At 72.9% G+C, this 26,848-nt stretch carries 29 protein-coding genes; 16 read left to right on the forward strand and 13 right to left on the reverse strand.

Annotated elements, in window-relative coordinates:
- Window positions 1-79 precede the first annotated feature (79 nt).
- Window positions 80-1,252: an 8-amino-7-oxononanoate synthase gene (locus ACFWFZ_RS23155; protein WP_387124693.1), complete on the forward strand. Its 1,173-nt coding sequence runs from the start codon at window positions 80-82 to the stop codon at window positions 1,250-1,252.
- Here ACFWFZ_RS23155 and ACFWFZ_RS23160 read toward each other — a convergent pair.
- On the reverse strand, window positions 1,249-1,476 hold the full coding sequence (locus tag ACFWFZ_RS23160; RefSeq protein ID WP_387124694.1) for a DUF397 domain-containing protein: 228 nt from the start codon (window positions 1,474-1,476) through the stop codon (window positions 1,249-1,251). The genes ACFWFZ_RS23155 and ACFWFZ_RS23160 overlap by 4 nt on opposite strands.
- Window positions 1,477-1,489: 13 nt before the next feature.
- Window positions 1,490-2,374 (reverse strand): helix-turn-helix domain-containing protein, encoded by an 885-nt coding sequence (locus ACFWFZ_RS23165; RefSeq protein WP_387124695.1) that lies wholly within the window; start codon window positions 2,372-2,374, stop codon window positions 1,490-1,492.
- Between the two features lie 196 nt (window positions 2,375-2,570).
- Between ACFWFZ_RS23165 and ACFWFZ_RS23170 the strand changes: the two genes are divergently transcribed.
- From ACFWFZ_RS23170 to ACFWFZ_RS23200, 7 genes are all read left to right on the forward strand, one after another.
- Window positions 2,571-3,020: an ATP-binding protein gene (locus ACFWFZ_RS23170; RefSeq protein ID WP_387124696.1), complete on the forward strand. Its 450-nt coding sequence runs from the start codon at window positions 2,571-2,573 to the stop codon at window positions 3,018-3,020.
- Window positions 3,021-3,325: 305 nt separating this feature from the next.
- Complete coding sequence (locus ACFWFZ_RS23175) at window positions 3,326-3,628, forward strand: urease subunit gamma (RefSeq protein WP_387124697.1); 303 nt, start codon at window positions 3,326-3,328, stop codon at window positions 3,626-3,628.
- Window positions 3,629-3,644: 16 nt separating this feature from the next.
- Window positions 3,645-3,956 carry an urease subunit beta gene (locus ACFWFZ_RS23180; protein WP_387124698.1) on the forward strand — a complete coding sequence of 104 codons (312 nt, stop codon included), beginning with the start codon at window positions 3,645-3,647 and terminating at the stop codon, window positions 3,954-3,956.
- A complete protein-coding gene (locus tag ACFWFZ_RS23185; RefSeq protein ID WP_387124699.1) occupies window positions 3,949-5,670 on the forward strand; it encodes an urease subunit alpha in 1,722 nt (573 codons plus the stop codon). Before ACFWFZ_RS23180 ends, ACFWFZ_RS23185 begins: the two co-directional genes overlap by 8 nt.
- 13 nt (window positions 5,671-5,683) lie before the next feature.
- Entirely contained in the window at window positions 5,684-6,358 is a 675-nt protein-coding gene (locus ACFWFZ_RS23190; RefSeq protein WP_387124700.1) for an urease accessory protein UreF, read from the forward strand.
- 38 nt (window positions 6,359-6,396) lie between these two features.
- Window positions 6,397-7,092: an urease accessory protein UreG gene (gene ureG, locus ACFWFZ_RS23195; protein ID WP_387124701.1), complete on the forward strand. Its 696-nt coding sequence runs from the start codon at window positions 6,397-6,399 to the stop codon at window positions 7,090-7,092.
- Window positions 7,089-7,874: an urease accessory protein UreD gene (locus tag ACFWFZ_RS23200; RefSeq protein WP_387124702.1), complete on the forward strand. Its 786-nt coding sequence runs from the start codon at window positions 7,089-7,091 to the stop codon at window positions 7,872-7,874. The genes ureG and ACFWFZ_RS23200 overlap by 4 nt, the downstream gene beginning before the upstream one ends.
- A 165-nt stretch (window positions 7,875-8,039) precedes the next feature.
- Here the strand turns inward: ACFWFZ_RS23200 and ACFWFZ_RS23205 are convergent, their stop codons facing one another.
- The 6 genes from ACFWFZ_RS23205 to ACFWFZ_RS23230 form a co-directional block, all read right to left on the reverse strand.
- Window positions 8,040-8,750, reverse strand: coding sequence for a lysophospholipid acyltransferase family protein (locus tag ACFWFZ_RS23205; RefSeq protein WP_387124703.1), 711 nt, complete (start codon window positions 8,748-8,750; stop codon window positions 8,040-8,042).
- Between the two features lie 84 nt (window positions 8,751-8,834).
- A complete protein-coding gene (locus ACFWFZ_RS23210; protein WP_037929045.1) occupies window positions 8,835-8,993 on the reverse strand; it encodes a hypothetical protein in 159 nt (52 codons plus the stop codon).
- 32 nt (window positions 8,994-9,025) lie between these two features.
- Window positions 9,026-9,982, reverse strand: a complete 957-nt coding sequence (locus ACFWFZ_RS23215) for a cytochrome c oxidase assembly protein (RefSeq protein WP_030820595.1) — start codon at window positions 9,980-9,982, stop codon at window positions 9,026-9,028.
- A gap of 155 nt (window positions 9,983-10,137) precedes the next feature.
- The gene (locus ACFWFZ_RS23220) at window positions 10,138-11,163 is read right to left on the reverse strand and encodes a 6-phosphofructokinase (RefSeq protein WP_387124705.1); all 1,026 of its coding nucleotides are present in this window, start codon (window positions 11,161-11,163) and stop codon (window positions 10,138-10,140) included.
- A 216-nt stretch (window positions 11,164-11,379) separates the two neighbouring features.
- Window positions 11,380-12,108 (reverse strand): type 1 glutamine amidotransferase, encoded by a 729-nt coding sequence (locus ACFWFZ_RS23225; RefSeq protein WP_387124706.1) that lies wholly within the window; start codon window positions 12,106-12,108, stop codon window positions 11,380-11,382.
- Between the two features lie 28 nt (window positions 12,109-12,136).
- Window positions 12,137-13,375 (reverse strand): MurT ligase domain-containing protein, encoded by a 1,239-nt coding sequence (locus ACFWFZ_RS23230; protein ID WP_387124707.1) that lies wholly within the window; start codon window positions 13,373-13,375, stop codon window positions 12,137-12,139.
- A 124-nt stretch (window positions 13,376-13,499) separates the two neighbouring features.
- On the opposite strand from ACFWFZ_RS23230, the gene def reads away from it, so the two are divergent.
- Complete coding sequence (gene def, locus ACFWFZ_RS23235) at window positions 13,500-14,051, forward strand: peptide deformylase (protein WP_387124708.1); 552 nt, start codon at window positions 13,500-13,502, stop codon at window positions 14,049-14,051.
- 294 nt (window positions 14,052-14,345) lie between these two features.
- Here def and ACFWFZ_RS23240 read toward each other — a convergent pair whose 3' ends face one another.
- Entirely contained in the window at window positions 14,346-14,990 is a 645-nt protein-coding gene (locus tag ACFWFZ_RS23240; protein ID WP_387124709.1) for a TetR family transcriptional regulator, read from the reverse strand.
- Window positions 14,991-15,204: 214 nt separating this feature from the next.
- Here ACFWFZ_RS23240 and ACFWFZ_RS23245 point away from each other — a divergent pair, with 214 nt between their 5' ends.
- A complete protein-coding gene (locus ACFWFZ_RS23245; RefSeq protein WP_387124710.1) occupies window positions 15,205-16,434 on the forward strand; it encodes an acyl-CoA dehydrogenase family protein in 1,230 nt (409 codons plus the stop codon).
- A gap of 201 nt (window positions 16,435-16,635) precedes the next feature.
- Here ACFWFZ_RS23245 and ACFWFZ_RS23250 read toward each other — a convergent pair whose 3' ends face one another.
- Window positions 16,636-17,367 (reverse strand): hypothetical protein, encoded by a 732-nt coding sequence (locus tag ACFWFZ_RS23250; RefSeq protein WP_387124711.1) that lies wholly within the window; start codon window positions 17,365-17,367, stop codon window positions 16,636-16,638.
- 63 nt (window positions 17,368-17,430) lie between these two features.
- On the reverse strand, window positions 17,431-17,868 hold the full coding sequence (locus ACFWFZ_RS23255) for an SRPBCC family protein (protein WP_387124712.1): 438 nt from the start codon (window positions 17,866-17,868) through the stop codon (window positions 17,431-17,433).
- 155 nt (window positions 17,869-18,023) lie between these two features.
- Here ACFWFZ_RS23255 and ACFWFZ_RS23260 point away from each other — a divergent pair, with 155 nt between their 5' ends.
- Window positions 18,024-18,209, forward strand: coding sequence for a DUF5999 family protein (locus ACFWFZ_RS23260; protein ID WP_030820612.1), 186 nt, complete (start codon window positions 18,024-18,026; stop codon window positions 18,207-18,209).
- Between the two features lie 156 nt (window positions 18,210-18,365).
- Here the strand turns inward: ACFWFZ_RS23260 and ACFWFZ_RS23265 are convergent, their stop codons facing one another.
- Entirely contained in the window at window positions 18,366-20,420 is a 2,055-nt protein-coding gene (locus ACFWFZ_RS23265) for an ATP-binding protein (protein ID WP_387124713.1), read from the reverse strand.
- A gap of 105 nt (window positions 20,421-20,525) precedes the next feature.
- The gene (locus tag ACFWFZ_RS23270) at window positions 20,526-21,491 is read right to left on the reverse strand and encodes a fibronectin type III domain-containing protein (protein ID WP_387124714.1); all 966 of its coding nucleotides are present in this window, start codon (window positions 21,489-21,491) and stop codon (window positions 20,526-20,528) included.
- Window positions 21,492-21,671: 180 nt separating this feature from the next.
- On the opposite strand from ACFWFZ_RS23270, the gene ACFWFZ_RS23275 reads away from it, so the two are divergent.
- From ACFWFZ_RS23275 to ACFWFZ_RS23295, 5 genes are read left to right on the forward strand one after another with little or no spacing between them, the layout of a single operon-like run.
- Entirely contained in the window at window positions 21,672-23,276 is a 1,605-nt protein-coding gene (locus ACFWFZ_RS23275; RefSeq protein WP_387124715.1) for an ABC transporter substrate-binding protein, read from the forward strand.
- Window positions 23,277-23,322: 46 nt separating this feature from the next.
- Entirely contained in the window at window positions 23,323-24,288 is a 966-nt protein-coding gene (locus ACFWFZ_RS23280; RefSeq protein ID WP_387124716.1) for an ABC transporter permease, read from the forward strand.
- The gene (locus ACFWFZ_RS23285; protein ID WP_387124717.1) at window positions 24,281-25,147 is read left to right on the forward strand and encodes an ABC transporter permease; all 867 of its coding nucleotides are present in this window, start codon (window positions 24,281-24,283) and stop codon (window positions 25,145-25,147) included. Before ACFWFZ_RS23280 ends, ACFWFZ_RS23285 begins: the two co-directional genes overlap by 8 nt.
- Before the next feature lie 59 nt (window positions 25,148-25,206).
- Window positions 25,207-26,145 (forward strand): oligopeptide/dipeptide ABC transporter ATP-binding protein, encoded by a 939-nt coding sequence (locus tag ACFWFZ_RS23290; protein WP_387124741.1) that lies wholly within the window; start codon window positions 25,207-25,209, stop codon window positions 26,143-26,145.
- A complete protein-coding gene (locus ACFWFZ_RS23295) occupies window positions 26,138-26,797 on the forward strand; it encodes an ABC transporter ATP-binding protein (RefSeq protein ID WP_387124718.1) in 660 nt (219 codons plus the stop codon). The genes ACFWFZ_RS23290 and ACFWFZ_RS23295 overlap by 8 nt, the downstream gene beginning before the upstream one ends.
- The last annotated feature ends 51 nt before the right edge of the window (window positions 26,798-26,848 follow it).

The following is a 26,848-nucleotide window of genomic DNA, read 5'->3' on the forward strand; positions in this document are numbered from 1 at the left end:
CACCACACCTGGCGGACACGGCGCGGGGACTAGGGTCGGGCAGGTCTGTGGACTGCCGACAAAACACGAGGACACGCCGATGCCCCAGCACACCCCCGACCCCGCGGACGTCTTCGCCTGGATCGACGCCGCGGAGCGTGCACGGGAGCAGGCCGGACTGGTCCGCTCCCTGCGCCCCCGGCCGCCGGTGTCGACGCTGCTGGACCTCGCGAGCAACGACTACCTCGGCCTGTCCCGGCACCCCGAGACCATCCGGGGGGCCCGCGAGGCGGCCGAGTGCTGGGGCGCCGGAGCCACCGGCTCCCGTCTCGTCACCGGCACCACAGAACTGCACGCGGAACTGGAGCGGGAGCTCGCCGCCTTCTGCGGCTTCGAGGCCGCGCTGGTGCTGTCCTCCGGATACGCGGCCAACCTCGCGGCCGTCACGGCACTCAGCGACTGGGGCACGCTCGTCGTCTCCGACGCCGGCAACCACGCCTCCATCGTCGACGGCTGCAGGCTCTCGCGCGCCGGGACCGCGGTGGTCCCGCACTCCGACCCGGACGCCGCGCGCAAGGCGCTCGCCGCGCACGAGGGCCGGGCCCTGCTGGTCAGCGACTCGGTGTTCTCCGTCGACGGCGACGCCGCCCCGCTCGCCGGATACGCCGCCGCCTGCCGCGACGAGGGCGCGGCCCTGCTCGTGGACGACGCCCACGGACTGGGCGTGCTGGGCAAGGGGGGCCGGGGCGCGCTGCACGCCGCCGGGCTCGCCGGCGCGCCGCACGTGGTCGCCACCCTGACCCTGTCGAAGTCGCTGGGCAGCCAGGGCGGTGCCGTGCTCGGCCCGGCCAAGGTGATCAGGCACCTGGTCAACACCGCGCGCACCTTCATCTTCGACACCGGACTGGCCCCGGCCGCCGCGGGCGCGGCGCTCGCGAGCCTGCGCCTGCTCCGGCGGGAACCGGAGCGCGCCGGCCGCGCCCGCGAGGTGGCCGACCGGCTGTACGGGCGGCTCACCGCGTCCGGCCTGACCGCGGCCCGGCCGGACGCGGCCGTGGTGTCGGTACGGGCCCCGTCGGCATCGGCGGCACTGCGCTGGGCCGCCGACTGCCGCGAGGCAGGTCTGTCCGTGGGCTGCTTCCGCCCGCCGTCGGTGCCGGACGGCATCTCCCGGCTGCGGCTGACCGCCCGGGCCGACCTCACGGGGGACGAGATCGATCGGGCGGTCGAGGTGATCATCGCGACCGCGCCCGCCGGGGCCACGGACCGCTAGGACGCGTGCGCGTCCGCCCGTACGGAGGCGAGGAAGCCGTCCCAGGCCGGCCCGGTGAGGAGCACGGCCGGGCCGTCCGTCCGCTTGGAGTCGCGGACGGCCAGCAGACCGTCGCCGAGGACGGCCGCTTCCACGCAGTTGTTCATCCCGGTGCTGCGGCTGCTTCGCCGCCACCGCGCAGCTCTGATCAGAAGTCCGCTGGTGCTTAAGGGGGTTGCGGACACGGGGGTGCCTCCTCTACGCGTCGTCAGCGAGTGAGCTGATGAGTTCCGACGAGTCCTGGGGCGGGAGGGCGTGCGCCTGGATGGTGCGGAACGCGGCGCCGTACGCCTCTAGGTCTTCCTTCCGCTCCAGATAGAGGCTACTCGTCAAATGGTCGAGTACCACCACATCCAGATCGGCGATGTTCGTAAATGAGAAGATGACGAACGGTCCGGTGAGGCCGAGATGGCCGCCCACGCTGAACGGCAGTACCTGGAGGCTCACTTGGGGGAGTCGCGCCACCCTGGCCAGATGCCGCAGCTGCTCCGCCATCACCCCGGGCCCGCCGATCTGCCGGCGCAGCACCGCCTCGTCCAGCACCGCGCTCAGCTCCAGCGGCGGATCGGCCCGCAGCACCGACTGCCGGGCCAGCCGTACGTCGACCAGCGCGTCCACCTTCGGTTCCGGAAGCCCGCCGAGCGCGGCCCGGGTCACGGCACGCGCGTACTCGGGAGTCTGCAACAGTCCGGGCACCACGGACAGTTCCACCGTACGGGCCGACCGGGCGCCCGCCTCCAGGCTGATGAAGTCGCGGTACTCCTGCGGCAGCAGCCCGCGGTAGTCGTGCCACCACTGGCGCCCCCGCCCGGTGTCGCCGCCCGGCCCGGGACCGGCGGCCGAGGCGGAGAGGGCCTCCAGGAGGGCTCGCTGCTCCGGGCTCACGAACTCCCCGTAGGCGTCGAGGAGCAGCCGGATGTCCTCCGGTTTCACGCCGCTGCGACCCGTCTCGATACGGCTGATTTTCGACTGGTGCCATCCCACGATCCGGGCGGCCTCACCACTGGTGAGTCCGGACCGGTCGCGCAGGGCACGCAGTTCCTCGCCGAGCTTGCGCCGACGCACCGCGGGACCGTGCTGCACACCCGCCTCCTTACACCGGCACAGCTCGCACCAGTCTGCCGTCCAAATACGCTATTCCGTAGCAGAGTTCACCGCATCGGGCGACAGATATATGCATATCTTTGGGGAAAGGCAGATGTGGCGGCACGATGGGTGGCACTCTGGCGTCCAGCACAGATCCGGGGCTTTCCCGCTCCGGTGGGAAAGGGACGTCGCCATGGCAGACCACCAGGAAGCATCCGTCACTCTGCCGAGCGAACCCGCCTCGGTGGCCGCTGCCCGCCGCTATGTCGCGGAGGTGCTGGGCGAGTGGGGACTGCCCGGTGACGCCGAGACCGCCGACAGCGTCCGGCTGATCGTCTCGGAGCTCGCCACCAACGCCGTACAGCACACTTTCGGCCAGTCGCCCACCTTCACCGTCGACATCCGTCTGGAGCGCGAGGAGTGGCTCCGGGTCGGGGTGACCGACAGTCACCCGCGCTGGCCCCGCCGGCTCCCCGCCGCCGTCCAGCAGGACAACGGCCGGGGCATGGTCATCATCCGCTGGCTCGCCGCGGAGGCCGGCGGCCGGCTCTCGGTCACGCCCACCGAGGACGGCGGCAAGACGGTGTGGATCGCGCTGCCCTGGACCGCGGGGGCGCCGGCCGCGGCCGCCGGGGGCTGCTGACCGCCGCGAGCGCCGCCGATCCGTATACGGAAGCGGGAGCCGGCGGGTGGCGGGCCCGAAACGGGTGCCTGCCCGAAACGTGGGTTAACCCGGTGGAAAAATCCCGCCCTTAACGTGGCGGTCACGTGCCACCGCCAATGATCACCCATGGGCCGGTAAAGCCGCGGTGGGCGGAACGGAAAGCCTTCCCCTGCGTCGGGGCAAAGACGCTTGGGTCGGAAACGTGCAGGTCAACAAAGTGTTGATGGCCGCTAGGGTCGCCTCGGCGCGAAGTCGATCCTGTCCCGGAAGCTTGGTGAATACGAGTGCAACTGACACCGCACGAACAGGAGCGACTGCTCATCCACGTGGCCGCGGACGTGGCCGAGAAGCGGAGGGGGCGCGGAGTACGCCTCAACCACCCCGAGGCGGTGGCGCTGATCACCTCGCACATCCTCGAAGGCGCCCGCGACGGCCGGACGGTGGCCGAGCTGATGGCCTCCGGCCGCACCGTGCTGAGCCGCGCGGAGGTCATGGAGGGGATCCCCGAGATGATCCACGACGTGCAGGTCGAGGCGACCTTCCCGGACGGCACCAAACTCGTCACGGTCCACGACCCCATCGTCTGACAAGGAGTACCCCCGCATGATCCCCGGCGAAATCGCCTTCGGGGAGGGCCCGGTGCTCCTCAACGAGGGCCGACCCGTCACCCGTCTCACCGTGCTCAACTGCGCCGACCGGCCCGTCCAGGTCGGCTCCCACTACCACTTCGCCGAAGCCAACCCCGGCCTCGACTTCGACCGCGCCGCGGCCCACGGGCTCCGGCTCAACATCGCCGCCGGCACCGCCGTCCGCTTCGAGCCGGGTATCCCGGCGTCGGTGGAACTGGTCCCGCTGGCAGGACTGCGGACCGTACCCGGACTGCGCGGGGAGACCGGAGGGCCGCTCGATGGCTGAGATCTCCCGCCAGGTGTACGCCGACCTCTTCGGGCCGACGGCCGGGGACCGGATCCGGCTCGCCGACACCGACCTCTTCGTCGAGATCGAGCAGGACCTCGGCGGCGGCCCCGGCCGCTCCGGCGACGAAGCCGTCTTCGGCGGCGGCAAGGTGATCCGCGAGTCCATGGGCCAGGCCCGCACCACCCGGGCCGAAGGCGCACCCGACACCGTGATCACCGGAGTCGTGATCCTCGACCACTGGGGAATCGTCAAGGCCGACCTCGGCATCCGCGACGGCCGGATCTGCGGCATCGGCAAGGCCGGCAACCCCGACACCATGGACGGGGTGGACCCCGCCCTCGTCATCGGCCCCGAGACCGAGATCATCGCGGGCAACGGCAAGATCGTCACCGCCGGCGCCATCGACGCCCACGTGCACTTCATCTCCCCGACGGTCGTCGACGAGGCCCTCGCCTCCGGGATCACCACCCTGGTCGGCGGCGGTACCGGACCCGCCGAGGGCACCAAGGCCACCACCGTCACCCCCGGGCCCTGGCACCTGGCCCGGATGTTCGCGGCGCTGGAGGCCTACCCGGTCAACATCGGCCTCCTCGGCAAGGGCAACACCACCTCCCGCGAGGCCATGCACTCCCAACTGCGCGGCGGAGCAATCGGATTCAAGATCCACGAGGACTGGGGTGCCACCCCCGCCGCCATCGACGCCTGCCTGAGCGTCTGCGACGAGACCGGCGCCCAGGTCGCCATCCACACCGACACCCTCAACGAGGCCGGCTTCGTCGCCGACACCCTCGCGGCCATCGCCGGGCGGACCATCCACTCGTACCACACCGAGGGCGCCGGCGGCGGGCACGCACCCGACATCATCACCGTGGTCTCCGAGCCGAACATCCTGCCCAGTTCCACCAACCCCACCCGGCCGCACACCGTCAACACCGTCGAGGAACACCTCGACATGCTCATGGTCTGCCACCACCTCAACCCCGCCGTCCCCGAGGACCTCGCCTTCGCCGAATCCCGCATCCGGCCCTCGACCATCGCCGCCGAGGACGTCCTGCACGACCTCGGCGCCATCTCCATCATCTCCTCCGACTCCCAGGCCATGGGCCGCGTCGGCGAGGTGGTGCTGCGCACCTGGCAGACCGCCCACGTGATGAAGCGGCGGCGCGGCTACCTCCCCGGCGACGGACCCGCCGACAACCACCGGGCCCGCCGCTACGTCGCCAAGTACACGATCAACCCGGCCGTGGCCCAGGGCATCGCCCGCGACGTCGGTTCGGTCGAGACCGGCAAACTCGCCGACCTGGTCCTGTGGAACCCGGCCTTCTTCGGGGTCAAACCCGAACTCGTCATCAAGGGCGGCCAGATCGCCTACGCGCAGATGGGCGACGCCAACGCCTCCATCCCCACCCCGCAGCCCGTCCTGCCCCGCCCGATGTTCGCCAGCCTCGGCCGCGCGCCCGGCCTGAACTCGCTGAACTTCACCGCACAGGCCGCACTCGACGACGGCCTGCCCGAACGGCTCGGACTCGGCAAGCGGTTCGCCGCCATCGAGACCACACGCAAGGTGACCAAGGCGGACATGCGCAACAACGACGCCATGCCGCGGGTCGAGGTCGACGCCGACACCTTCACCGTCACCATCGACGGCGAGGCGGTGGAGCCCGCCCCCGCAGCGGAACTCCCCATGGCCCAGCGCTACTTCCTCTTCTGATGGGGCCCGCCGCATGAGCCTCGCCGCGCTCCTCGTCCTCGGGGACGGCCGCTTCCCCGCCGGGGGCCACGCCCACTCCGGCGGGGCCGAGGCCGCCTGCAAGGCGGGCCGGATCCACGACGCGGCCACCCTGGAGGACTTCTGCCGGGGCCGGCTGCACACCGCCGGGCTCACCGCGGCGGCCCTCGCCGCCGCGGCAGCCCTCGGGCTCGACCCGGCCGTACTCGACGCCGCAGCCGACGCCCGCACCCCGTCGCCCGCGCTGCGCACCGCGGCGCGGCGACTGGGCCGCCAGCTGCTGCGGGCCGCACGGGCCACCTGGCCCGACCCCGGACTGGAACAGCTCGCCGCCGCGTTCCCGCGCGGCGCCCACCAGCCCGTGGTGCTCGGCCTCACCGCCCGGGCGGCCGGGCTCGGGCCGCAGGGCGCCGCGCACGTGGCGGCGTACGAGAGCGTCGGCGGACCGGCGACCGCCACCGTGCGACTGCTCGGCCTGGACCCCTTCGAAGCGAGCGGGGTACTGGCCCGGCTCGCCCCCGAGCTCGACTCCGTCGCGGCCCGGGCCGCCGGGGCCGCGCACCAGGCGCTGCTGGACGGCACCGGGGCCCTGCCCGCGGCCTCCTCGCCCCTGCTGGAGATCGCGGCGGAGGTCCATGCCGGCTGGCCGGTACGCCTGTTCGCCTCCTGACCACGCCACCGCACCCTTCGACCCCCGGGAGCACCCCCATGCACCTCGACCACGCCGTCGCGCAACCCCACCGGCACACCCACAGCGCCGCACCGCTGCGCGCCGACGGCACCCGGCGCGCCCTGCGCATCGGACTCGGCGGACCCGTCGGCTCCGGCAAGACCGCCACCGTCGCCGCCCTGTGCCGTGCCCTGCGTACCGACCTGTCCATGGCGGTGGTCACCAACGACATCTACACCCGCGAGGACGCAGAGTTCCTGCTCCGCGAGGCCGTTCTGCCGCCGGAGCGGATCACCGCCGTCGAGACCGGAGCCTGCCCGCACACCGCCATCCGCGACGACATCTCCGCCAACCTCGAAGCCGTCGAGGAACTGGAGGACGCCTTCCGCGAGCACGCCCCGCTCGACCTGATCCTCGTCGAGTCCGGCGGGGACAACCTCACCGCCACCTTCTCCCGCGGTCTCGTCGACGCCCAGATCTTCGTCATCGACGTGGCCGGCGGCGACGACATCCCGCGCAAGGGCGGCCCCGGCGTCACCACCGCCGACCTCCTCATCGTCAACAAGACCGACCTCGCTCCCCACGTCGGCTCCGACCTCGGCCGGATGGCCCGCGACGCAGCCGAACAGCGCGGCGCACTGCCCGTCGCCTTCCAGTCGCTGCGCGGCCCCGAGGGCGTGGCCCCGGTCGCCGACTGGGTCCGCGAGCGGATCGCCGCCTGGGCCGCACGGTGACCACCGCGCCCCCCGCCCCGCCGCCCGCGACGGGAGTGCGGGCCACCGCCCGCATCCACGCCGTGGCCGACGGGCGGGGCGGGACCGCGCTGCCCCTGCTCGCGGGGGAAGGCCCACTCGCCCTGCGCCGCACCCGCGGCCGGGAGGCCGAGGCCGGGGTCGTGCTCGTCGGTGCGATGAGCGCCCCGCTGGGCGGCGACCACCTCACCGTCCGCGCCACCGCCGGGCCCGGCGCCCGCCTGGCCCTGGCCTCGGCGGCGGCCACCCTGGCCCTGCCCGGCCGGGCCGGCGAGCCCGCGCGTTACGACGTGGAGCTGGACCTGGAGGACGGGGCTACGGTGCGATGGCTGCCGGAGCCGCTCGTGTCGGTCCGCGGCAGCGACCTGCGGGTGCGCACCCGCGTCCGGCTCGCCCCTTCCGCACGCCTGCTGCTGCGCGAGGAACAGGTGCTGGGGCGGCACGGGGAGCCGCCCGGTCTGCTGCGCAGCCGCCTCTCCGTCACCCACGGCGGCCGGCCTGTGCTGGACCAGGAGCTGGCCTGCGGCCCCGGCGCTCCCGGCGGCTGGGACGGCCCGGCGGGACTGGCCGGACACCGGGCCGTCGGCCAACTCCTCGTCGTGGACCCGGCCTTCGTGCAGGACCCGCCGCCGGCCGCGGTGCTGGGGGAGTACGCCGTCGCGACCCCGCTGGCCGGGCCCGCCGTCCTCGTGACAGCCCTGGCCGCGGACGCCCTCCGGCTGCGCGCAGTCCTCGATGCCGCCTGCCGGGTCTACGACCGCTGACCCGAGGGACGCATCGGGCACCACTCGGCGGTACACACCTGTCCGGCCATCGGGATGGCAGAGAAGTCGACCCGGCCCTGTCGCCCTGTCGCCCCCGACGGGCGCCCGCTCTCTGGACGCCACTGCGGTCGGCCTCCCCGCGCGATCCGTGGAGCCGGAGAAGGCTCAGCGCGTCGTGCGCCGGGCCCCCTTCCGCGCTTCCTCCTCCTCGGCCTTCACCTCGGCCGCGTACCGGTCGACGTACTCCTGACCGGACAGGCGGAGGATCTCGTACATGATCTCGTCGGTGACCGCCCGCAGGACGGCGCGCTCGCCCTCCATCCCGGCGTACCGGGAGAAGTCCAGCGGCTCGCCGAAGCGGATCGTCACCCGCCGGATGTTCGGGATCTTCTTCCCGGGCGGCTGGATCTCGAAGGTGCCCACCATCGCGCAGGGCACGACCGGCACCCCCGCGCGGAGAGCCATGGCGGCCACACCCACCTTGCCCTTGTAGAGCCGGCCGTCGTGCGAGCGGGTGCCCTCCGGGTAGATGCCCAGCAGCTCGCCCTTGGCCAGTACGCCCAGCCCCTCGCGCAGGGCCGCCTGGCCGGCGTTCTTGCCGGACCGGTCCACGGGGATCTGCCCGGCGCTGCGGAAGAACGCCGCGGTGAGCCTGCCCTTGATCCCGGGGCCGGTGAAGTACTCGGCCTTCGCCAGGAAGGTGATCCGCCGCGCCAGGATCGCGGGCATCAGGAAATGGTCGGAGAACGACAGGTGATTGCCCGCGACGATCGCCGCGCCCTCCGCCGGGATGTTCTCCAGCCCCTCGATCCGCGGCCGGAACAGCAGCCGCAGCAGGGGTCCGAGGAACACGTGCTTGAGCAAGTGGTAGAACACCAGGCCGCTCCTGTGGGTATCCCGTTGTCACGGCCAGTCTACGGACGGTGAGGCGCGGGGCGCAGGGGGCGGTGAGGACCTTCCTCAGGTACTGCGGGAGGCGGCCATCCCCGCCGTCAGCAGCCCCAGGACCACCCAGCCGAACCACAGCCAGCCGTTGCTCCCGAGGACCACGGAGTACGTGGCGACGGCCACCAGTGCGGCGAAGGTCATGACTGCCATCGCCTTAACGGATCCGGTCATGCCCCATGGTGGCGCGCGGATGCGGGGTTCCGCTACTGGCCACGCGCTTGGAGCGAGGCGAGATACGCGTTGTACGCCTCCAGCTCCTGGTCGCCGTTGCGGTCGGCCGCCCGGTCGGAGCGCTTCGCGGCCCGCTGCTCGGAGTGGTACCACTGGTAGATCAGGGCGATCAGGACCAGCACCGAGGGGATCTCGCTGAACGCCCAGGCGATGCCGCCGCCCCACTGCTGGTCGAGCAGCGGATCGATGCCGAGGGAGGCCGGCGGGTTCGCGTACGTCTTGATCATCGGCTGGCTCGCCATCATCAGGGCGATGCCGAAGAAGGCGTGGAAGGGCATGCCCGCGAAGAGCTCCAGCATCCGCATGACGTAGCCCGGACGGTGCGGACCGGGGTCGATGCCCATGATCGGCCAGAAGAAGATCAGGCCGACGGCGAAGAAGTGGACCATCATCGCGATGTGCCCGGTGCGGCTCTCCATCAGGAAGTCGAAGAGCGGGGTGAAGTACAGCGCGTAGAGGCTGGCGATGAACATCGGGATCGTGAAAGCCGGATGGGTGATCACCCTCATGTACCGGCTGTGCAGCAGCGCCAGCAGGAGCTCGCGCGGTCCCTTGCGGCCGCGGCCGGCGGGCGGGAGCGCGCGCAGCGCCAGCGTCACCGGGGCGCCCAGCAGCACCAGGATCGGGGTGATCATGCTGATCACCATGTGCTGGACCATGTGCACGCTGAACATGACCATGCCGTAGTCGTTCAGCTTGGTGCACATCACCAGGATCACGGTCAGCACGCCCACGGTGAACGCGATGGTCCGGCCCAGCGGCCAGGAGTCCCCGCGCCGGCGCAGCCGCAGCACGCCCCACCCGTACAGGGCGAGCCCCAGCAGCGAGCCGAACAGGAAGAAGGCGTCGAAGGAGAACTCCAGCCCGCGCCCGAGAGTGAACGGCGGCAAGTCCATGTTCATGTCCATGCCGTGCCCGCTGTGATCCATCTGTTCACTCCCTTGACTGTGCTGCCCCACCACAGTAGTGCCGCCCCCGCACGCTCGTGCGCGCGGGGGCGGCCCAGGACAAAAAGGGCGTCCGAAAGGGGCGCCGGAGTACAGCCGGGAACAGCGGAGAACGGCGAAGAAGCGTCAGAGGAACGTCAGAGAACCGTCTGGGCCTCGTCGTAGCGCTCGGCCGGGACCGTCTTCAGGGTCGAGGTCGCCTCGGCGAGCGGCACCATCACGACGTCCGTGCCGCGCAGCGCGGTCAGCATGCCGAACTCGCCCCGGTGCGCCGCCTCCACCGCGTGCCAGCCGAAACGGGTGGCGAGGACCCGGTCGTACGCGGTGGGCGTGCCGCCGCGCTGGACGTGGCCCAGGATCACCGGCCGGGCCTCCTTGCCCAGGCGGTTCTCCAGCTCGGCGGCCAGCAGGTTGCCGATGCCGGCGAACCGCTCGTGGCCGTAGATGTCCTTGCCGCGCTCCTCGAAGGCCATCGAGCCGGGCTTCGGCTTGGCGCCCTCCGCGACCACGACGATCGCGAACCGCTTGCCCGCCGAGAACCGCTCGCCGACGATCGCCGTCAGCTCGTCGATGTCGAAGGGCCGCTCCGGAACGACGATCGCGTGCGCGCCCGCCGCCATGCCCGAGTGCAGGGCGATCCAGCCGGTGTGGCGGCCCATGACCTCGACGACCATCACGCGCTGGTGGGACTCGGCGGTCGTCTTCAGCCGGTCGAGCGCCTCCGTGGCGACCCCGACGGCGGTGTCGAAGCCGAAGGTGACGTCGGTGGAGGCGATGTCGTTGTCGATGGTCTTCGGGACGCCCACGATCGGCAGACCGGCCTCGGAGAGCAGGTTCGCAGCCTTCAGGGTGCCCTCGCCGCCGATCGGGATGATCGCGTCGAGGCCGAGGTCCGCGACGTGCCCGCGGGCACGCTCGACACCGTCGCGCAGGTGCGCGGGCTGGACCCGGGAGGAGCCGAGGATGGTGCCGCCGCGGGCGAGGATGCCGGCGACGGCATCGAGGTCGAGCTTGCGGTAGTCCGCCTCCAGCAGGCCCTTCCAGCCGTCGTGGAAGCCGATCACCTCGTCACCGTGGTCGACGACGGCGCGGTGCACGACGGAGCGGATGACGGCGTTGAGGCCGGGGCAGTCGCCACCGGAAGTGAGCACACCTATGCGCATGGCAGAAGAGACCTTTGCAACGTGGGCCGACGACCGGACCACGTCGTCCGGTTGGAACTACGGCCACCCTACAAGCGGTTTGGAGGTGCCCTGAACCATCCTCCACATGCTGGTCGTGATCGTCGTGCAAAACGACGTCGGCCCGGTTCCCCCTAGGGAAAACCGGGCCGAACACATGATGCGGGGGCCGCCCTGATGAGCGGTTCCGGGCGGGTGCTACGCGGGCTGCGTCGCCGCCGCGATGCGCTCCGCGCGCAGTGCCTCGTACCACCGGTCGTCTATGGCCGGCAGCGCGTTCACGTCGAGGGCCAGCTTCAGCAGCAGGTCCGCGATGTGCGGGTTGCGGGCCATCACGGGACCGTGCATGTAGGTGCCGAACACCGTGTCGTTGTACGCGCCTTCGGTGCCGTCGCCGGTGCCGTTGCCGCGGCCCATGGTCACCCGGGCGAACGGCTTCGCCGTCGGGCCGAGGTGCGTGACGCCCTGGTGGTTCTCGAAGCCCGTCAGCTGCGGCAGGCCCAGACGCGGGTCGATGTCGCCGAGGACGTCGCCGACGCAGCGCTCGCCCTCACCGCGCAGGGTGACGACGTCCAGCAGGCCGAGGCCCTCCTGGCGCCGGCCCTGGTCGTTGACGAACTCCTTGCCGAGGATCTGGTAGCCGGCGCAGACGGAGAAGACGATCGCCCCGTTCGAGACGGCCCGCTCCAGACCGCCGTCGCGCAGCAGCCGCTCCGCGGCCAGGCGCTGCGGACGGTCCTCGCCGCCGCCGATCAGGTAGATGTCGCCCGAGGTGGGGATGGGCTGGTCGCTGCGCACGTCCACGCGCTGCACGTCCAGGCCGCGCTGGCGGGCCCGGCGCTCCACGACGAGGGCGTTGCCCTGGTCTCCGTACGTGCTGAGCAGGTCGGGGTAGACCCACACCAGACGCAGGCTGTTGTCGCTCATGCTCTTGTGTCCTCTGGGGGTATGAGTACTAGTTGCCGACGCGGCGGCGCACGTCCTGGAAGGCGGTGTAGTTGGCGATCAGCTCGATCTGCCCGGGCGGCGCGAGCTGTACGGCCTCGTCGAGGGTCTCGCACACCCGGAAGTCCAGGCCCGCGACCTCCAGGCGGACCGCGAGGTCCAGCTTGCGGTCGCCGATCACGAAGATCGGGTGGCCGGCCAGGCGCGGGTAGTCGACGTCCCACAGCCAGGAGGTGTCGGTTCCGTCGGCGCCGCGCGCGTTCACGGAGAGGATCACCGGGGTCGGCGGCGGGTCGATCAGCGAAAACGTTTCGAGCCAGCCCGCCGGGTTCTTCGCGAGCAGCAGTCGCAGCTCACGGCCCTGGAAGGTGACCACGTCGTAGCGGCCGGCGACGGCCTGCACCTGGTACATCCGCTCCAGCGCGACCTGCGGCGGGACGCCGAAGACGGCGGCCACGGCGGCCGAGGTGGCGGCGTTGGCCTTGTTGGCGCGGCCGGGTAGCTGGAGGTGGATCGGCCAGGCCGAACCGTGCGGGTCCAGCACGTGGTCGCCGGAGAGCACCCAGGTCGGGGTCGGGCGCCGGAAGCCGCACTCGCCGCAGAACCAGTCGTCGCCCGGGCGCTGCATGACACCGCCGCAGGAGGGGCACGACCAGGCGTCGTCCTTCCACTCCTGGCCGGCCGCGACCCACACCACGTTCTGGGAGGAGGAGGCGGACCAGACGATCAGCGGGTCGTCGCAGTTCGCGACGATGACCGCCTTGGACCCCTGGAGGCCCTCACGCCACTTCTCCGCGAGCATGCGGGTCTCGGCGGCGCGGTCCAGCTGGTCGCGGGAGAGGTTGAGCAGGGCGATCACCTTGGGGGTGACGTCCCGGGCCACTCCGGCGAGGTACTTCTCGTCGACCTCGATGACGCCGTACTTGGCGTCCGAGCCGCCCGCGAGGGCCGAGGTGATGCCCGCCGGCATGTTGGCCCCGAGGGCGTTGGAGACGACGGGGCCGCTGGCCCGCAGGGCCTCGGCGATCAGCCGGGTCGTCGTGGTCTTGCCGTTCGTCGCGGAGACGAGGACGACGTCGAGGTGTTGCGCCAGCGCGGCGAGAAGATCGGGGTCGAGCCTGAGTGCGACCTTGCCTCCGATCACCGATCCGCTTCCGCGTCCCGCGGCCCGCGACACCGCCGCCGCGGCCTTGCCCGCCGTCACGGCCAGCTTGGCCCGCGGCGAAAGCGGCTCCGTGTTGCCTGCCATCGTCCCTTGTCCTCCTAGCGTCGGTCGGCCCCAGCCTATCCAGTACCGGCCGGAGCCTTGACCGCGGCGCCCCCCGCCCCGCCGCGGATCTCCTCATATAGTCGCCCGTCGTAGGCTTGCGGCCATGCGACAGCGCCCCATCCCCGGTACCACCGGCCTCGTCCGCACCATGAGCCTGCTGGGTGATCCGGTGCTCCACTCGCCCTGCCCGGAGGTCACCGAGTTCGGGCCGGGCCTCGACCGCCTCATCGAGGACATGTTCGCGACGATGTACGCCGCCGAGGGCGTCGGCCTGGCCGCGAACCAGATCGGCGTCGCCCAGCGGGTGTTCGTCTACGACTGCCCCGATGACGAAGACGTACGACACGTCGGACACATCGTCAACCCCCGTCTGGTGGCGGCCGACGGGGACGAGTTCCTCGGGCCCGAGGGCTGCCTGTCCCTGCCGGGGCTGGAGGCGGGCACGGTCCGCTTCGACCACGCGGTCGTGGAGGGGGTCACGTCGGACGGTGCCCCGGTGCGGATCGCCGGTACGGGCTTCTTCGCGCGCTGCCTCCAGCACGAGTGCGACCACCTCGACGGGACGGTGTACGCGGACCGCGTGACGGGGATGCGGGCCCGGCGCCTGCGGCGGGCGATCCGCAAGGCCCCTTGGAGCCCCGGAGCGCCGTCGTAGCGGAGCTACTAGGGCATGTGGCTCGTGCGCCGAGGGTGCGTGCCGGGCGTCGCGACGCCGCGGGGCAACTCGGTACAGGCCCTAGCCGGCGTGGGGAGCGGAGGCCCGGGCCCGGCAGCCACGCCGGGCTGCACCCGCGTCCGTCCGGCCTCGTCGGCTGACCCGCTCGCTTCTTCGGCCGGGGCCGCGCAAGTCCAGCCTTGCCGTCGTCCGAGGCGCGGGTCCGGGCAGAGCCCGACCCCGCGCCTCAAACGCCGGCGGGGCTGGGCTTGCGCGGCAGGGCCGGGATGGGGGTCAGAAGCCGGGGCCGTCCACGCGGTTGCCGGCGGTGGCGAGGCGGCCCCAGAGGAGGTCGGTGAGGCCCTCGACCAGTTCCGCGCGTTCGCAGGGGCGCTCGCCCAGCCACCAGTCGCCGGCCGCGTGCATCATGCCGACGATGCCGTGGCCCCAGACGCGGGCCAGCTGTTCTCCGGCGGGGCCGAGGTCGACCCGCTCGCTGATCACCTGGGCCAGCTCCTCGCCGAGCCTGCGCAGCAGCGGCGCGGAGTGCAGGCCGACGTCGAAGCCGCGTTCGGCGGTGTGGGAGTCCTCGGCCGGGTGCATCAGGAAGCGGTAGACCTGCGGGCGGGCCTCGATGGCGGCCAGGTAGGTGTCAAGGGTCGCCTCCACCCGCCGGCGGCGTTCGGCCGGGGCGTCGAGCGCGGCCCGCAGCGAGTCGAGCAGGGCGTCGGTGTGCCGGACGGCGAGCGCCTGGTAGAGGCCCGCCTTGTCCCCGAAGTGCCGGTAGAGGATGGGTTTGGTGATGCCGGCCTCGGCCGCGATGGCGTTCATGGAGGCCTTGGGGCCGTCCCTGAGCACGACCCGGTCGGCGGCTTCGAGCAGCTCCCGCCGGCGGCGTTCGGCCGCTCCCGGTTCGCCGGTCTGCTGCGTGGTCTCCATGACGTGTTCTCTCCCCGCCCTTGCGATGTGCCTGACGCCCACGCAACGTAACACCCATGGCACCCCGGCGATCGAATCAGCGGACACGACCTGAGGTCCGGCGGCGGCATCGTCCGTGCTTGACAGTGCTTACTCGCCGGTAACAGACTGTGGTCCCCACGTAGGTTACCGCTAGTAACCTCCGGAGCGACGAGTACGGACAGGTGGAGGGGACATGGCGGAGTTCACCATGGAGCTGAACGAGGACCAGAAGCAGGTGCGGGACTGGATCCACGGCTTCGCGGCCGATGTGATGCGACCCGCCGCCGCGGAATGGGACGAGCGCGAAGAGACTCCGTGGCCCGTCATCCAGGAGGCCGCCAAGGTCGGCATCTACTCGCTGGACTTCTACGCCCAGCAGTTCTTCGACCCGACCGGCCTCGGCATCCCGATGGCCATGGAGGAGCTCTTCTGGGGCGACGCGGGCATCGCGCTGTCCATCGTCGGCACCGGGCTCGCGGCGATCGGAGTCGTCGCCAACGGCACCGAGGAGCAGATCGGTACCTGGATCCCGCAGATGTACGGCACCCCCGACGACGTCAAGGTCGCCGCCTTCTGCTCCTCCGAGCCGGACGCCGGCTCGGACGTCGGCTCCATGCGCACCCGGGCGGTCTACGACCAGGCCAAGGACGAATGGGTCCTCAACGGCACCAAGACCTGGGCCACCAACGGCGGCATCGCCAACGTGCACATCGTCGTGGCCGTCGTCGACCCCGAGCTGGGCACCAAGGGCCACGCCTCCTTCATCGTGCCGCCCGGCACCCCCGGGCTGTCGCAGGGGCAGAAGTTCAAGAAGCACGGCATCCGCGCCTCGCACACCGCCGAGGTGGTCCTGGAGGACGTACGCATCCCCGGCACCTGCCTGCTCGGCGGCAAGGAGAAGCTGGACGAGCGCCTCGCCCGGTCCCGCGAGCGCGCCCGCAGCGGCGGGGGCGAGCGGGTCAAGAACGCGGCCATGGCCACCTTCGAGGCCTCCCGGCCGGCCGTCGGAGCGATGGCCGTGGGCACCGCGCGCGCCGCGTACGAGGTCGCGCTCGACTACGCGAAGACCCGTACGCAGTTCGGCCGCCCGATCATCGACAACCAGGGCGTGGCCTTCCAGCTCGCCGACATGCGCACGCAGATCGACGCAGCCCGGCTGCTGGTGTGGCGGGCGTCCTGGATGGCGGTCGCGGGCCGGCCGTTCGAATCGGCCGAGGGCTCGATGTCCAAGCTCTTCGCGAGCGAGGTCGCCCAGAAGGTCACCGCCCAGGCCGTCCAGATCCTCGGCGGGAACGGCTTCACCCGTGAGTACCCGGTCGAGCGGATGCACCGGGACAGCGCGATCTACACCATCTTCGAGGGCACCAGCGAGATCCAGCGGCTGGTGATCGCCCGCACGATCTCCGGCATGCCGATCCGCTAGCGCGGGGCCGGACGGGTTCTGCGGTCCTGCGCTCCGCGCCCTGCCTGCGCGTCCGCGCGCCCGTCGGGCCCGGCTCGTCCGTGTCGGGGGCGGGGTGCGGCTCCGCGCCGACGGGCCGGACGGGTCCTGTGGGCTGCGGATCCGCTCGGTATCGGGGCGTACGGGCGCCCACCGGGCCGCCGGCCCGCCCGCACCGGTGCTTCAGCGCAGGGGAGCCAGGCAGCTCGTGGTCGTACCGCCGGGGCCGTACTCGGGGTAGGCGTAGAGCTCACCGTCCGCGCAGGTGGTGCCGGGCCCGAGGTGGCGGGTGACGCGGTACTCCGCGTCCGGCGAGTTGCAGGGCTCCACGAGCAGCGTCTGCCCGGAGCCCTTGGCCACGTCCCGTACGCACTGGCCGACGCTCAGCCTCGTCGGCTCGTCGTCCCCGGCCAGCAGGCCCAGTACGACGAGCGTGGGGATCGCGAGGGCCACGAGGGCGATCGGCGCCAGGACGAGCAGGGCCGGGGGGCGGCGCCACAGCGGCTTGCCCGGGTCGAGGGGCGGGCGGAAGCCGCCGGACGGGGGAGCGAGCCTGCGGAAGGCCGCGCGCGGGCCGAGGTTCATGAGCAGGGTCACGGGCGTGACGAAGAGGGACAGCGGGCTCCACCAGCCCTGCCACAGGGTGTCCGACGACATCCCGCGGTAGGTGGCGAGGCCGCAGTCCCGGCAGAAGGGGCCGCGGCGGCTCAGGAACCGCGCCAGCACGACCATGCCCTGGTGGCCCCGTACGGTGGCGGGCGCGGCCGGCCAGGCCCCGCACAGGCTGCACCCGTAGCGGCCGGGCTGCGGGTGGGTGCCGTACGCGCCGTACGGCTGCTGCGGGCCGGTGAACACGGGCCCCCCGGCCGGGCCGTGCGGACCGGGAGCCTGCTGCGGCGGTGGCGGAGTGGCCACGGATCTCTCCTCGTTCGTCCCGTGATCACCTGCGCGGTGATCACGGAACACTAACCAGCACGCTCAGCGGCGCAGCAGGCGGGTGATGGCGCGGCCGAAGAGGAGGCGGCCCGCCGCGGCGACCGCGGGGTCCAGGGCGCGGGGGAGGCCGCGCAGGCGCAGTTCCTCGCGCCAGTGGACCTCCGAACCGCCCGTGGGCAGGGGGCGGATCTCGATCTCCGCCCAGCCCGTCACCGTCCGGCCGCGCTTCTCCAGCCGGACGAGTCCCGGCGAGCCCTCGGCGGGCGGGCGCCAGACGACGACCTCTATCCGGTCGTCGAATGTGATCCTGCCCACACCCGTGCGGGCTGTGAAGATCGTTCCGGCGTGCGTGGGGGGAGCTGTCTCGATGATCGTCCGCGTGAGGGGGACCTGTGCGCCGTGGCGCTCCCAGTCGGTGAGCCTCGACCATGCCTCGGCGGCCGGTGCGGACGTACGGCGAACGATCCGGATAACGGGCATGAGCGCATCGTAATCGGGCATACACACCGTGAACTGGACGGCGAATACGGGTTCCGTCCGGGGGTGGCGATCAGTAATACTCGCCGCCACCGTGGATCGCGGATTCGACCGGGTGACCACCGGCCCTCCCGCCCCACATCGCGAGGAGGTGCGCCATGTGCTCCCACCAGCCCCCCTGCCCAGCCGCCGAAAGCGCCGACCACGACGCCGCCCGCATTGTGGTCTCCCGCCCCGAACAGGGTTGGAGCCTGCTCTGCAACGGAGTCGTGATCTTCGACGACACCGGTGAACTGCTCCCCGACAGCCGCGCGGTGGAACCCCGCCGCCCGGCCCTGGTCTGAGCGAGGAGGCAGCATGCGCCAGCAGCTGATCCGCAAGCCCGTCCCCAAGCCCGCCCCCCGAGACCTGGACCTGCGCACACCGTCGGGCAGACCCCTCCCGTACTGACGGGAGCCCCCGACGGCATTACGCAGCGAGCCGTTCACGGGCTGCCGCCCTCAGCCCGTGAACGCCGCCGCACCACCCCGGAACGCCGCCTCGAAGGCCGCGTCCCCGATCGCCGCCCGCGCCTGCCGTTCGCCCTGGTCGCGTATGGCCGTCAGGGAGGGCGAGCCCATCTGCGGCCGGCCCACGGTCCGCCACCACGCGTGCCCGGTGCCCAGCAGGCGGGCCGCCAGCTCGCCGTCGCCCAGCCCGGCCACCGCCGTGGCCAGCAGGTCCAGGCCCAGTGCGATGCCCAGGCGGTCGCCGAGGAGCCGCTTGCCGGACAGCATCGCCCGTACGTGGCGTGCCGCCTCCCCGTGGTCGCCCAGGCCCAGCGCGGCCACCGCCAGGACGTAGTCCGCGTAGGCGCGCATCCACCGCTCGCCCAGCTCTGCGCAGGCCTCCCGCAGGGACCGCGCCTCCTCGGCCGCCTCGTCGAAGCGCCCCAGCGCGCACAGGGAGTAGCTCGTGGTCAGCTTGCACAGGAGCCAGCCCGGCCCGGTGGGCCGTCCGCCGTGGGAGGCCCGCGCCCGTGGGCCGGACAGCTCCAGGGCCCGTACCGGGTCGCCCGGCATGAGGACCGACGCCGCGTGCAGGTAGGCGGCGCGCAGTTCCCGCTCGGGGTCCGCGAGGTGGGCGGCGTGCCGGGCGCACTGCTTGCCGAGGCGCCGGGCCTGGTCCATGTCGCCCTGGAGCACCATCGTGAGCCCGAGGGACCACAGGGCCTGGTTGTACGCGACCTCCGTGCGCGGAGCGAGCCGCAGCGCCCGCTCCAGGAAGGCCCGGCCCTCGTGCACGTGCCCGCACGCGAACCAGTAGAACCACAGGTTCCCGGCCATCTCCAGCGCCGCCGTCGGGTCGGCGGTGAGCAGGTGCTCCAGGGCGGTGCGCAGCTGCGCGTGCTCGGCGGTGATCCTGCGGTACCAGTCGACCTGTCCCGGGCCCATCCAGCCCCGGTCGGCGGCCTGTGAGAGCGCCGCGTACCAGTGTGCGTGCCGGTCGGTGACCAGCTGGGCCTCGCCGAGTTCGGCCAGCCAGTCCTGCCCGTACTCGCGGATCGTGTCCAGCAGCCGGTAGCGGGTACCGGCGCCCCGTTCCTCGGAGCGCAGGACCACGGACTTGGCGGTGAGGCCGGCCAGTACGCGCTCCACCCGGGCGGCGGGCAGCGGGCCACCCGCGCACACGGCGCGCGCCGCGGCGATGTCGAAGTCGCCGGTGAACACCGAGAGCCGGGCCCACAACAGGCGTTCCAGTGGCTCGCACAGCTCGTGGCTCCAGCCGATCGTGGTGCGCATCGTCTGGTGCCGCGGCGGCCGGGGCACGCGGGCGTCCGACAGCATCTCGAAGCGCTCGCCGATCCGCTCGGCCATCTGCTCGACCGTCCACAACTGCAGCCGGGCGCCCGCGAGTTCCAGCGCGAGGGGGATGCCGTCCAGGCGCCGGCACACCTCGGCGGCGACCGCGGTGCGCTCCGGGTCGGCGAAGACGGCGGCGGCGCCGGGGGACGCGGTGAGGGCGCGGGCGCGCAAGAGGGCCAGGGCGTCGCTGTCGGGTCCTTCGCAGGGCAGCGGACGGACCTCGACGACTTCCTCGATCGCGCAGCCCAGCGGCTCCCGCGAGGTGATCAGGATGGTCAACCCGGGTGCGGACTGCAGGAGTTCGCCCGCCAGGTGGCGGCAGTCGGAGACGAGGTGCTCGCAGGTGTCCAGGACGAGCAGGAGCTCCTTGTCGGCCATCCACGCGCACAGTTCCTCGTCGAGCGGACGCGGGCAGTGGTCGACGAGGCCGACGGCGTGCGCGATGGTCGCGGTCAGCAGGGCGGGGTCGCGCAGTGGTGACAGCTCGACCCACCAGACGCCGTCGGGCCGGGCCTGGCGGGCGTCGGCGACGGCGCGCAGGGCGAGCCGGGACTTGCCGACGCCGCCCACACCGGTCAAGGTGATCAGTCTCCGCTCGCGCAACAGCCGTTGGAGCAGGTGCAGTTCGGACTGCCTGCCGACGAAGCTCGCCGGTTCCGGCGGCAGGTTTCCCGAGGGTGCCCCGGCGCCGGGCCGGGGTGCGCCGTTCACGGAATCTGGCTGATTGTCATTGACCGAGTACTCACCGAACACGGGAGTATTGTGCGCGATCTTCTTATCCCACCGTGCCGTTAGGGCCGGATCGGTGCCTCCCGGTCATGCGACGAGGGTGATCCGACGCTCGGCGGAGAAGGCTCCCCAGTTGCCGTCGGGGAGCCTGGCCCGCAGCTTCACGGCCCACTCGGTGCCGGTCGGTTCGGCCACGGTGAGGCGGTGTTCCACCCGGCCGGCGGGCACCGCGCCGGCGCCGAACTGGATGACGGTGGTGGGCCGTCCGTTGACGTACAGCTCGTACTCGGCGGTCGCGCGGCCGGTGTCCGGGGCGGTCCAGGTGAGGGTGACCGTGCCCGGTGAGGCGGTCGCGGTGAGGTCGGCGGGTGCGGTGGGCGGCCCGTCGCCGGAGGCGGGCGGCGTGCTGACGTCCACGGCCGGGCCGTCGGGGGAGGAGTTGTCCGCGCCGTCCCGGGCCCGGACCGTGAAGGTGTAGACGGTGTCCGGCTGGAGGCCGGTCAGCGTGGTCTCCTTCTCGCCGGGTCCGGCCGTATGGATGCGCACGCCGCCCTGGTGGACGTCGTACGCCGTGACGGCGGTGTCGTCCGTCGAGGGTGTCCACGACAGCCGGGCGGACCGGGGGCCGGTCGCGCTCGCGGTGGTGGTGGCGGGGGCGGTGGGCGCCAGGCGGTCCTCGGCCTTGGCCTCCGGGGTGGTCGCGAGTGCCGCGGGACCGGCTCCGGAGAGGTTCCCGGCCGCGTCCTCGGCCCGCACCGTGAAGGAGTAGCCGGTCTGCGGGGTGAGGCCGGTGATGTCCACCATGGTCTTCTCGGCCGGGAGTTCCCGTACCAGTCGTCCGCCCTCGAAGACCTGATAGCGCGTCACCCCGGCCCGGTCCGCCGCGGCGTCCCACATGACGTGCACGGAGGTGGCGCTGCCGGCCTGGGCGGTAAGCCCGGTGGGGGTGGGCGGCGGCTCGGTGTCGGGCGCGGTGCACGCGGTGAGGCCCGTGAGGCCGGCGAGGCCGGCGAGGGTCAGCAAGAGGGCGAGCGTGGGGGCGCTGCGTCGCACGGGGTGCCTTCCTCGGCTTCCGTAAAGGTCTAGACATGTATGGCATGGAAGGCGGGAGGGCGACAAGACCTGTGCGCCGGTGACAGGTGACGTGACCCGATTCGTCGACTTCTGATCACGCCTGGCATTATTGCCAGCTCTTTGCAATAACGGATGAACGCGAACAGGGATGTGCAGAGCATGACGGCCCGGACAGTACGGGGAGCGGCCACGGCGACGGTGGCCGCCGCACTCATCACGGGCGTGGCGGCCTGCTCCACCCCCGGATCCGGAGTCGGCGGCGCCGCCGGCGCGGACTCGGTCGTCGTCGGCATCGCGACCGAGCCGGAGAGCCTCAGCCCGCTGCTGGGCTACGGCAAGGACGGCAACTCCAAGATCTTCGACGGCCTGCTCACGCACGACGCGGACATGAAGCTGAAGCCCGCCCTGGCCGAGTCCCTCCCGGACGTCTCCGCGGACGGGCGCACCTACTCCTTCAAGCTGCGCCAGGGCGTGAAGTTCAGCGACGGGGCGCCCTTCTCCGCCAAGGACGTCGTCTTCACCTACACAACGATCCTCGACGCGGGGACGAACAACGCCTCCAAGACCGAGCTGGACGCGATCGGGGCCGTCGAGGCGAAGGGCGAGGACACCGTCGTCTTCACCCTGAAGTACCCCTACGCGCCGTTCGCCGAGCGGACCGTGCTGCCCATCGCCCCCGAGCACATCGCCGGCAGGCAGGACGTCAACAGCGGCGACTTCACCACCCGGCCCGTCGGCACCGGCCCCTACGTGCTCGCCGGCTGGTCCAAGGGCGAGAAGCTCAGCTTCAAGGCCAACCCCGGCTACTGGGGCGGCGAGCCCGCCGTCAAGAAGTTCACCATGGCCGTGGTCAAGGACGACGACGTACGCGCCACCCGGCTGCGCTCGGGCGAACTGGACGGCGCCATCCTGCCGCCGAACCTGGCCGAGGGCTTCGCGAAGGACGCGGCGCGCCGCACCTACGCCGCCAAGACCTTCGACTACCGCACCGTGACCCTCCCGACGCACCACAAGGTCACCGGCGACCTCGCCGTCCGGCAGGCACTGGACATCGCCGTGGACCGTACGGCCATGGTCGACAAGCTGCTGGAGGGCGCGGGCAGGCCCGCCTTCGGCCCGGTGCCCACCGACAGCGCGTGGTTCACCGCCGGCACCGAGCGCCGCCACGACCTCGACCGGGCGCGCAGGATCCTCGACGACGCCGGCTGGAAGGCGGGCGAGGACGGCATCCGCGCCAAGGACGGGGTCCGCGCCTCCTTCCCCCTCTGGTACACCTCCGGCGACAAGATCCGCCAGGACCACGCCCTCGCCTTCGCGTCCGACGCCAAGAAGGCCGGCATCGAGGTCAAGGCCGAGGCGGGGACCTGGGAGGTCATCGAACCCCGGATGAAGACCGAGGCCGTCCTCGCGGGCGGCGGCTCACCGGCCGACCCGGACTTCGACCAGTACCTGCTGCTCACCTCCTCCCTCGGCGGCGACGGCTTCAACAACATGGCCTGGTACGACGATCCGGCCGTGGACGCGGCCCTCGCCGAAGGGCGCCGCAGCGCCGACCCGGCGGTCCGCAAGGCCGCGTACGACACGGTGCAGCGCCGGCTCGCCGAGAACCCGGGCTACGTCTTCCTCACCCACATCGACCACCTCTACGTCGTGAACGACCGGTGGGACGGGCTCGGCACCCAGGTGGAGCCGCACGACCACGGTCTCGGCGCCGGCCCCTGGTGGAACGTCGAGAACTGGAAGCCCCGGCAGAAGCAGAAGTGAGCCCCACCCCGTGACCACCCGCCCCGTCCGCCTCCCCTGGAGGCCGATGGCGCGTATGGCGGGGCGGCGGACCCTGTCCGCCGCACCCGTTCTGCTCGCCGTCACCTTCGGCGTCTTCGCCCTCGCCGCGCTCTCCCCCTTCGACCCGGTCAAGGCCTACGCCGGAACCGCCGGACTCACCGCCTCACAGGCCGAACTCGACCAGCTGCGGATCAACCTCGGCGCCGACCAGCCCCTGACCGCCCGCTGGTGGGACTGGCTGACCTCGGCACTCACCGGCGACCTCGGCACCTCCGCCGTCATGCGCCAGCCCGTGTCCGACGTCATCGCGGAGCGCGTCGGCTGGTCGGCGCTCCTCGCCGCCTGCGCCTTCACGGTCGCGGTACTCGCGGGCACCGCGCTCGGCGTCCTGGCCGCGCGCCGGCCGGGCGGCCCGCTGGACCGTGCCGTCTCCGCGCTCGCCTACACCCTGGAGGCCGCCCCGGCCTTCTGGCTGGCACTGCTCGCCATCTGGTTCTTCTCGATACGGCTCGGCGCACTGCCCTCGGGCGGCCTCACCGACGCCGGCAGCGACACCGTCACCGCCGGGCAGGTCGCCTCCCACCTGGTGCTCCCCGCGCTGGTGCTGGGCGTCTCCCAACTGCCCTGGTTCTTCCTGTACGTCCGTCAGGGCGTGGCCGACGCACTGGACGAGGACCCCGTACGAGGGGCCCGCGCTCGGGGCCTGGCCGAGCGCCGGGTCCTGCTCGGCCACGCCCTGCGCTCCGGAATGCTGCCGATGCTGACGCTGATCGGCTCCCGGGTACCCGAACTGATCACCGGCGCCCTGCTGGTGGAGACCGTCTTCAGCTGGCCGGGCATCGCCGCGGCGACCGTACAGGCGGCCACCGCGGTCGACTTCCCGCTGCTGGCAGCCCTGACGGTGCTGGCCACCGCGGCCGTACTCGCCGGGAACCTGCTGTCCGACCTGCTGTACGGGCTGGCCGACCCCAGGGTGGGCTTCGATGGCTGAGACGATCTGGCGCCCGCAGGGCCGCACCCGGCGTGCCACCCGCACCCTGCGCGTCCGCACCTCCGCCGCCGTCATGGCGGTGATCGTGCTGGCCGTGCTGGCCGTGCCCCCGCTGGCACAGCTGGACCAGCAGGCCGTCGACCTGGCGGCGAAGCTGCAACCCCCCTCGTGGGCCCACCCCTTCGGCACCGACGACGTCGGACGCGACCTGCTGCTGCGGTGCGTCTACGGACTGCGGGTCTCCCTGCTCGTCGGCCTGGTGGCCGCACTGGCCGCCACCGTGATCGGCACCGCGGTGGGCGCGGCCGCCGGTGCGCTCGGCGGCTGGACCGACCGGCTGGCGATGCGCGCGGTGGACACCCTCTCCTCCGTCCCGCACCTGCTCCTGGGCATCTTCGTCGTCGCGGTGTTCCGGCCGGGAGTCTGGCCCGTCGTCGCCTCGGTGGCGGCCACCCACTGGCTCTCGACGGCCCGGATCGTCCGCGCGGAGGTCCTGTCCCTGCGCGGCCGGCCCTACGTGGACGCCGCCGTCTCCGGCGGAGCCTCCCGGTGGCGGGTCGCCGTACGGCACCTGGTGCCCGCCATCCTCCCGCAGGCCGGCCTCGCCGCCGTGCTGATGATTCCGCACGCGATGTGGCACGAGTCCGCCCTGTCCTTCCTCGGCCTCGGACTGCCCGCCCACCAGGCGAGCCTGGGCGGCCTCGTACAGGGCGGACGCGGCTCGCTGCTCGCCGGGGACTGGTGGCCCACCCTCTTCCCCGGCCTGCTCCTGATCGTCCCGACCCTGGCCGTCGCCGGCCTCGCGGGCGCCTGGCGCGACCGCCAGAACCCGCGCCGCCGATCGGAGCTGACCCTGTGACCCCGCCGCCGAACCCTCCGCCCGTGCTCAGCGTCGAGCAGCTCTCCGTCCGTTTCAGCATGCCCGCGGGACGGTATGTGGAGGCCGTCACCAACGCCACCTTCACCCTGGCCCCCGGCGAGAGCCTGGCCCTTGTCGGCGAAAGCGGCTGCGGGAAGTCCGTGCTCGCCTCCGCCCTCCTCGGCCTGCTCCCCGGCAACGCCGAGACCGCCGGATCGGCCCGGCTCGCCGACGGCCTCGACCTGCTGGCCGCCGACGAGCGCACCCTTGCCCGCACCGTACGCGGCCGGCGTGTCGGCCTGGTCCCGCAGAGCCCCGCCGCGCACCTCACCCCGGTCCGCACCGTCCGCGCCCACCTGGAGGAGACCGTCCGCGAACTGGTGGGCCCGGCCGCCGCATCCGACGGACCCGGCCGGCCCGCCCGCCGCGAGCGCCCCCGCCGGACCGCCCTGCGCGCGGCGGCGGAGGCGGCCGCCGGGCGCGCCGCCTTCCCCTCCTCCCACCTCGACCGCCACCCCCACGAACTCTCCGGCGGCCTCGCCCAGCGCGCGGCCACCGCCCTCGCCCTCGTGGGCGAGGCCCCCCTGCTCCTGGCCGACGAGCCGACCACCGGCCTCGACCGCGACCTCGTCGAGCGCACCGTCGACGAGCTGCGCGCCCACACCCGCGCCGACGGCAGGGCACTGCTGATGATCACGCACGACCTGGCCGCGGCCGAGCGGATCGCCGACACCGTCGCCGTCATGTACGCGGGGCGGATCGTCGAGATCACCCCGGCCGCCGCCTTCTTCGGCGGCCCCGGGCCCCGCCACCCCTATGCCCGCGGCCTCCTCGACGCCCTCCCCGAACGCGCCTTCACGCCCGTCCCCGGGGCGCCGCCCGAACTCGGCGCGCTCCCGCCCGGCTGCGCCTTCGCCGCCCGCTGCGCCGCCGCCGACCCGCTCTGCCGCACCCGGCGGCCCGCGCTCACCGAAGGGGTGGCCTGCCACCATGCTTGAGCTCAAGGACATCACCGCGGGCTACGACCGCCGCGCCCCCGCGGTCAGGGGTGCGCACCTCACCCTGCGCCCGGGGGAGTCCCTCGGCCTGCTCGGGCCGAGCGGCTGCGGCAAGTCCACCCTGGCCCGGGTCGCCGCCCTGCTGCACCGGCCCGACCGGGGGACCGTGACCCTCGACGGCCACGCCGTGACCGGCTTCTCCCACCGCGCCCCGCGCTCCCTGCGCACCGCGGTCGGCGTCGTCTTCCAGCAGCCGCGGCTCGCCGCCGACCCCCGCCTGCGGCTGCGCGACCTCGTCGCGGAACCGCTGCGGGCGACCGGCCGGCGTACGGAAGCGGCGGCGCGGGTGGCCGAGTTGGCGGACCGGGTGGGCCTCGGCGCGGACCTGCTCTCCCGCCGCCCCCACGAGGTCAGCGACGGCCAGCTGCAACGTGCCTGCCTGGCCCGCGCCTTGGCGCTGCGGCCACGCTGGCTGGTCTGCGACGAGATGACCGCGATGCTGGACGCCTCCACCGCGGCGGCCCTGGTCGGGGTCGTCGAGGACTACCGCGCCGAGACGGGTGCCGGGCTCCTCGCGGTGGGCCACGACCCGGTGCTGCTGGGGCGCTGGTGCGGGCGTACGACCCACTGGAACGAGATCGTCAAGGACTGACGCCCGTCACGGACGGTCAACACCCGTACGGCGGACACGTCGTTCGCCCGG

Origin of the sequence: Streptomyces sp. NPDC060232 (assembly GCF_042726555.1) — a bacterium.
Classification (GTDB): domain Bacteria; phylum Actinomycetota; class Actinomycetes; order Streptomycetales; family Streptomycetaceae; genus Streptomyces.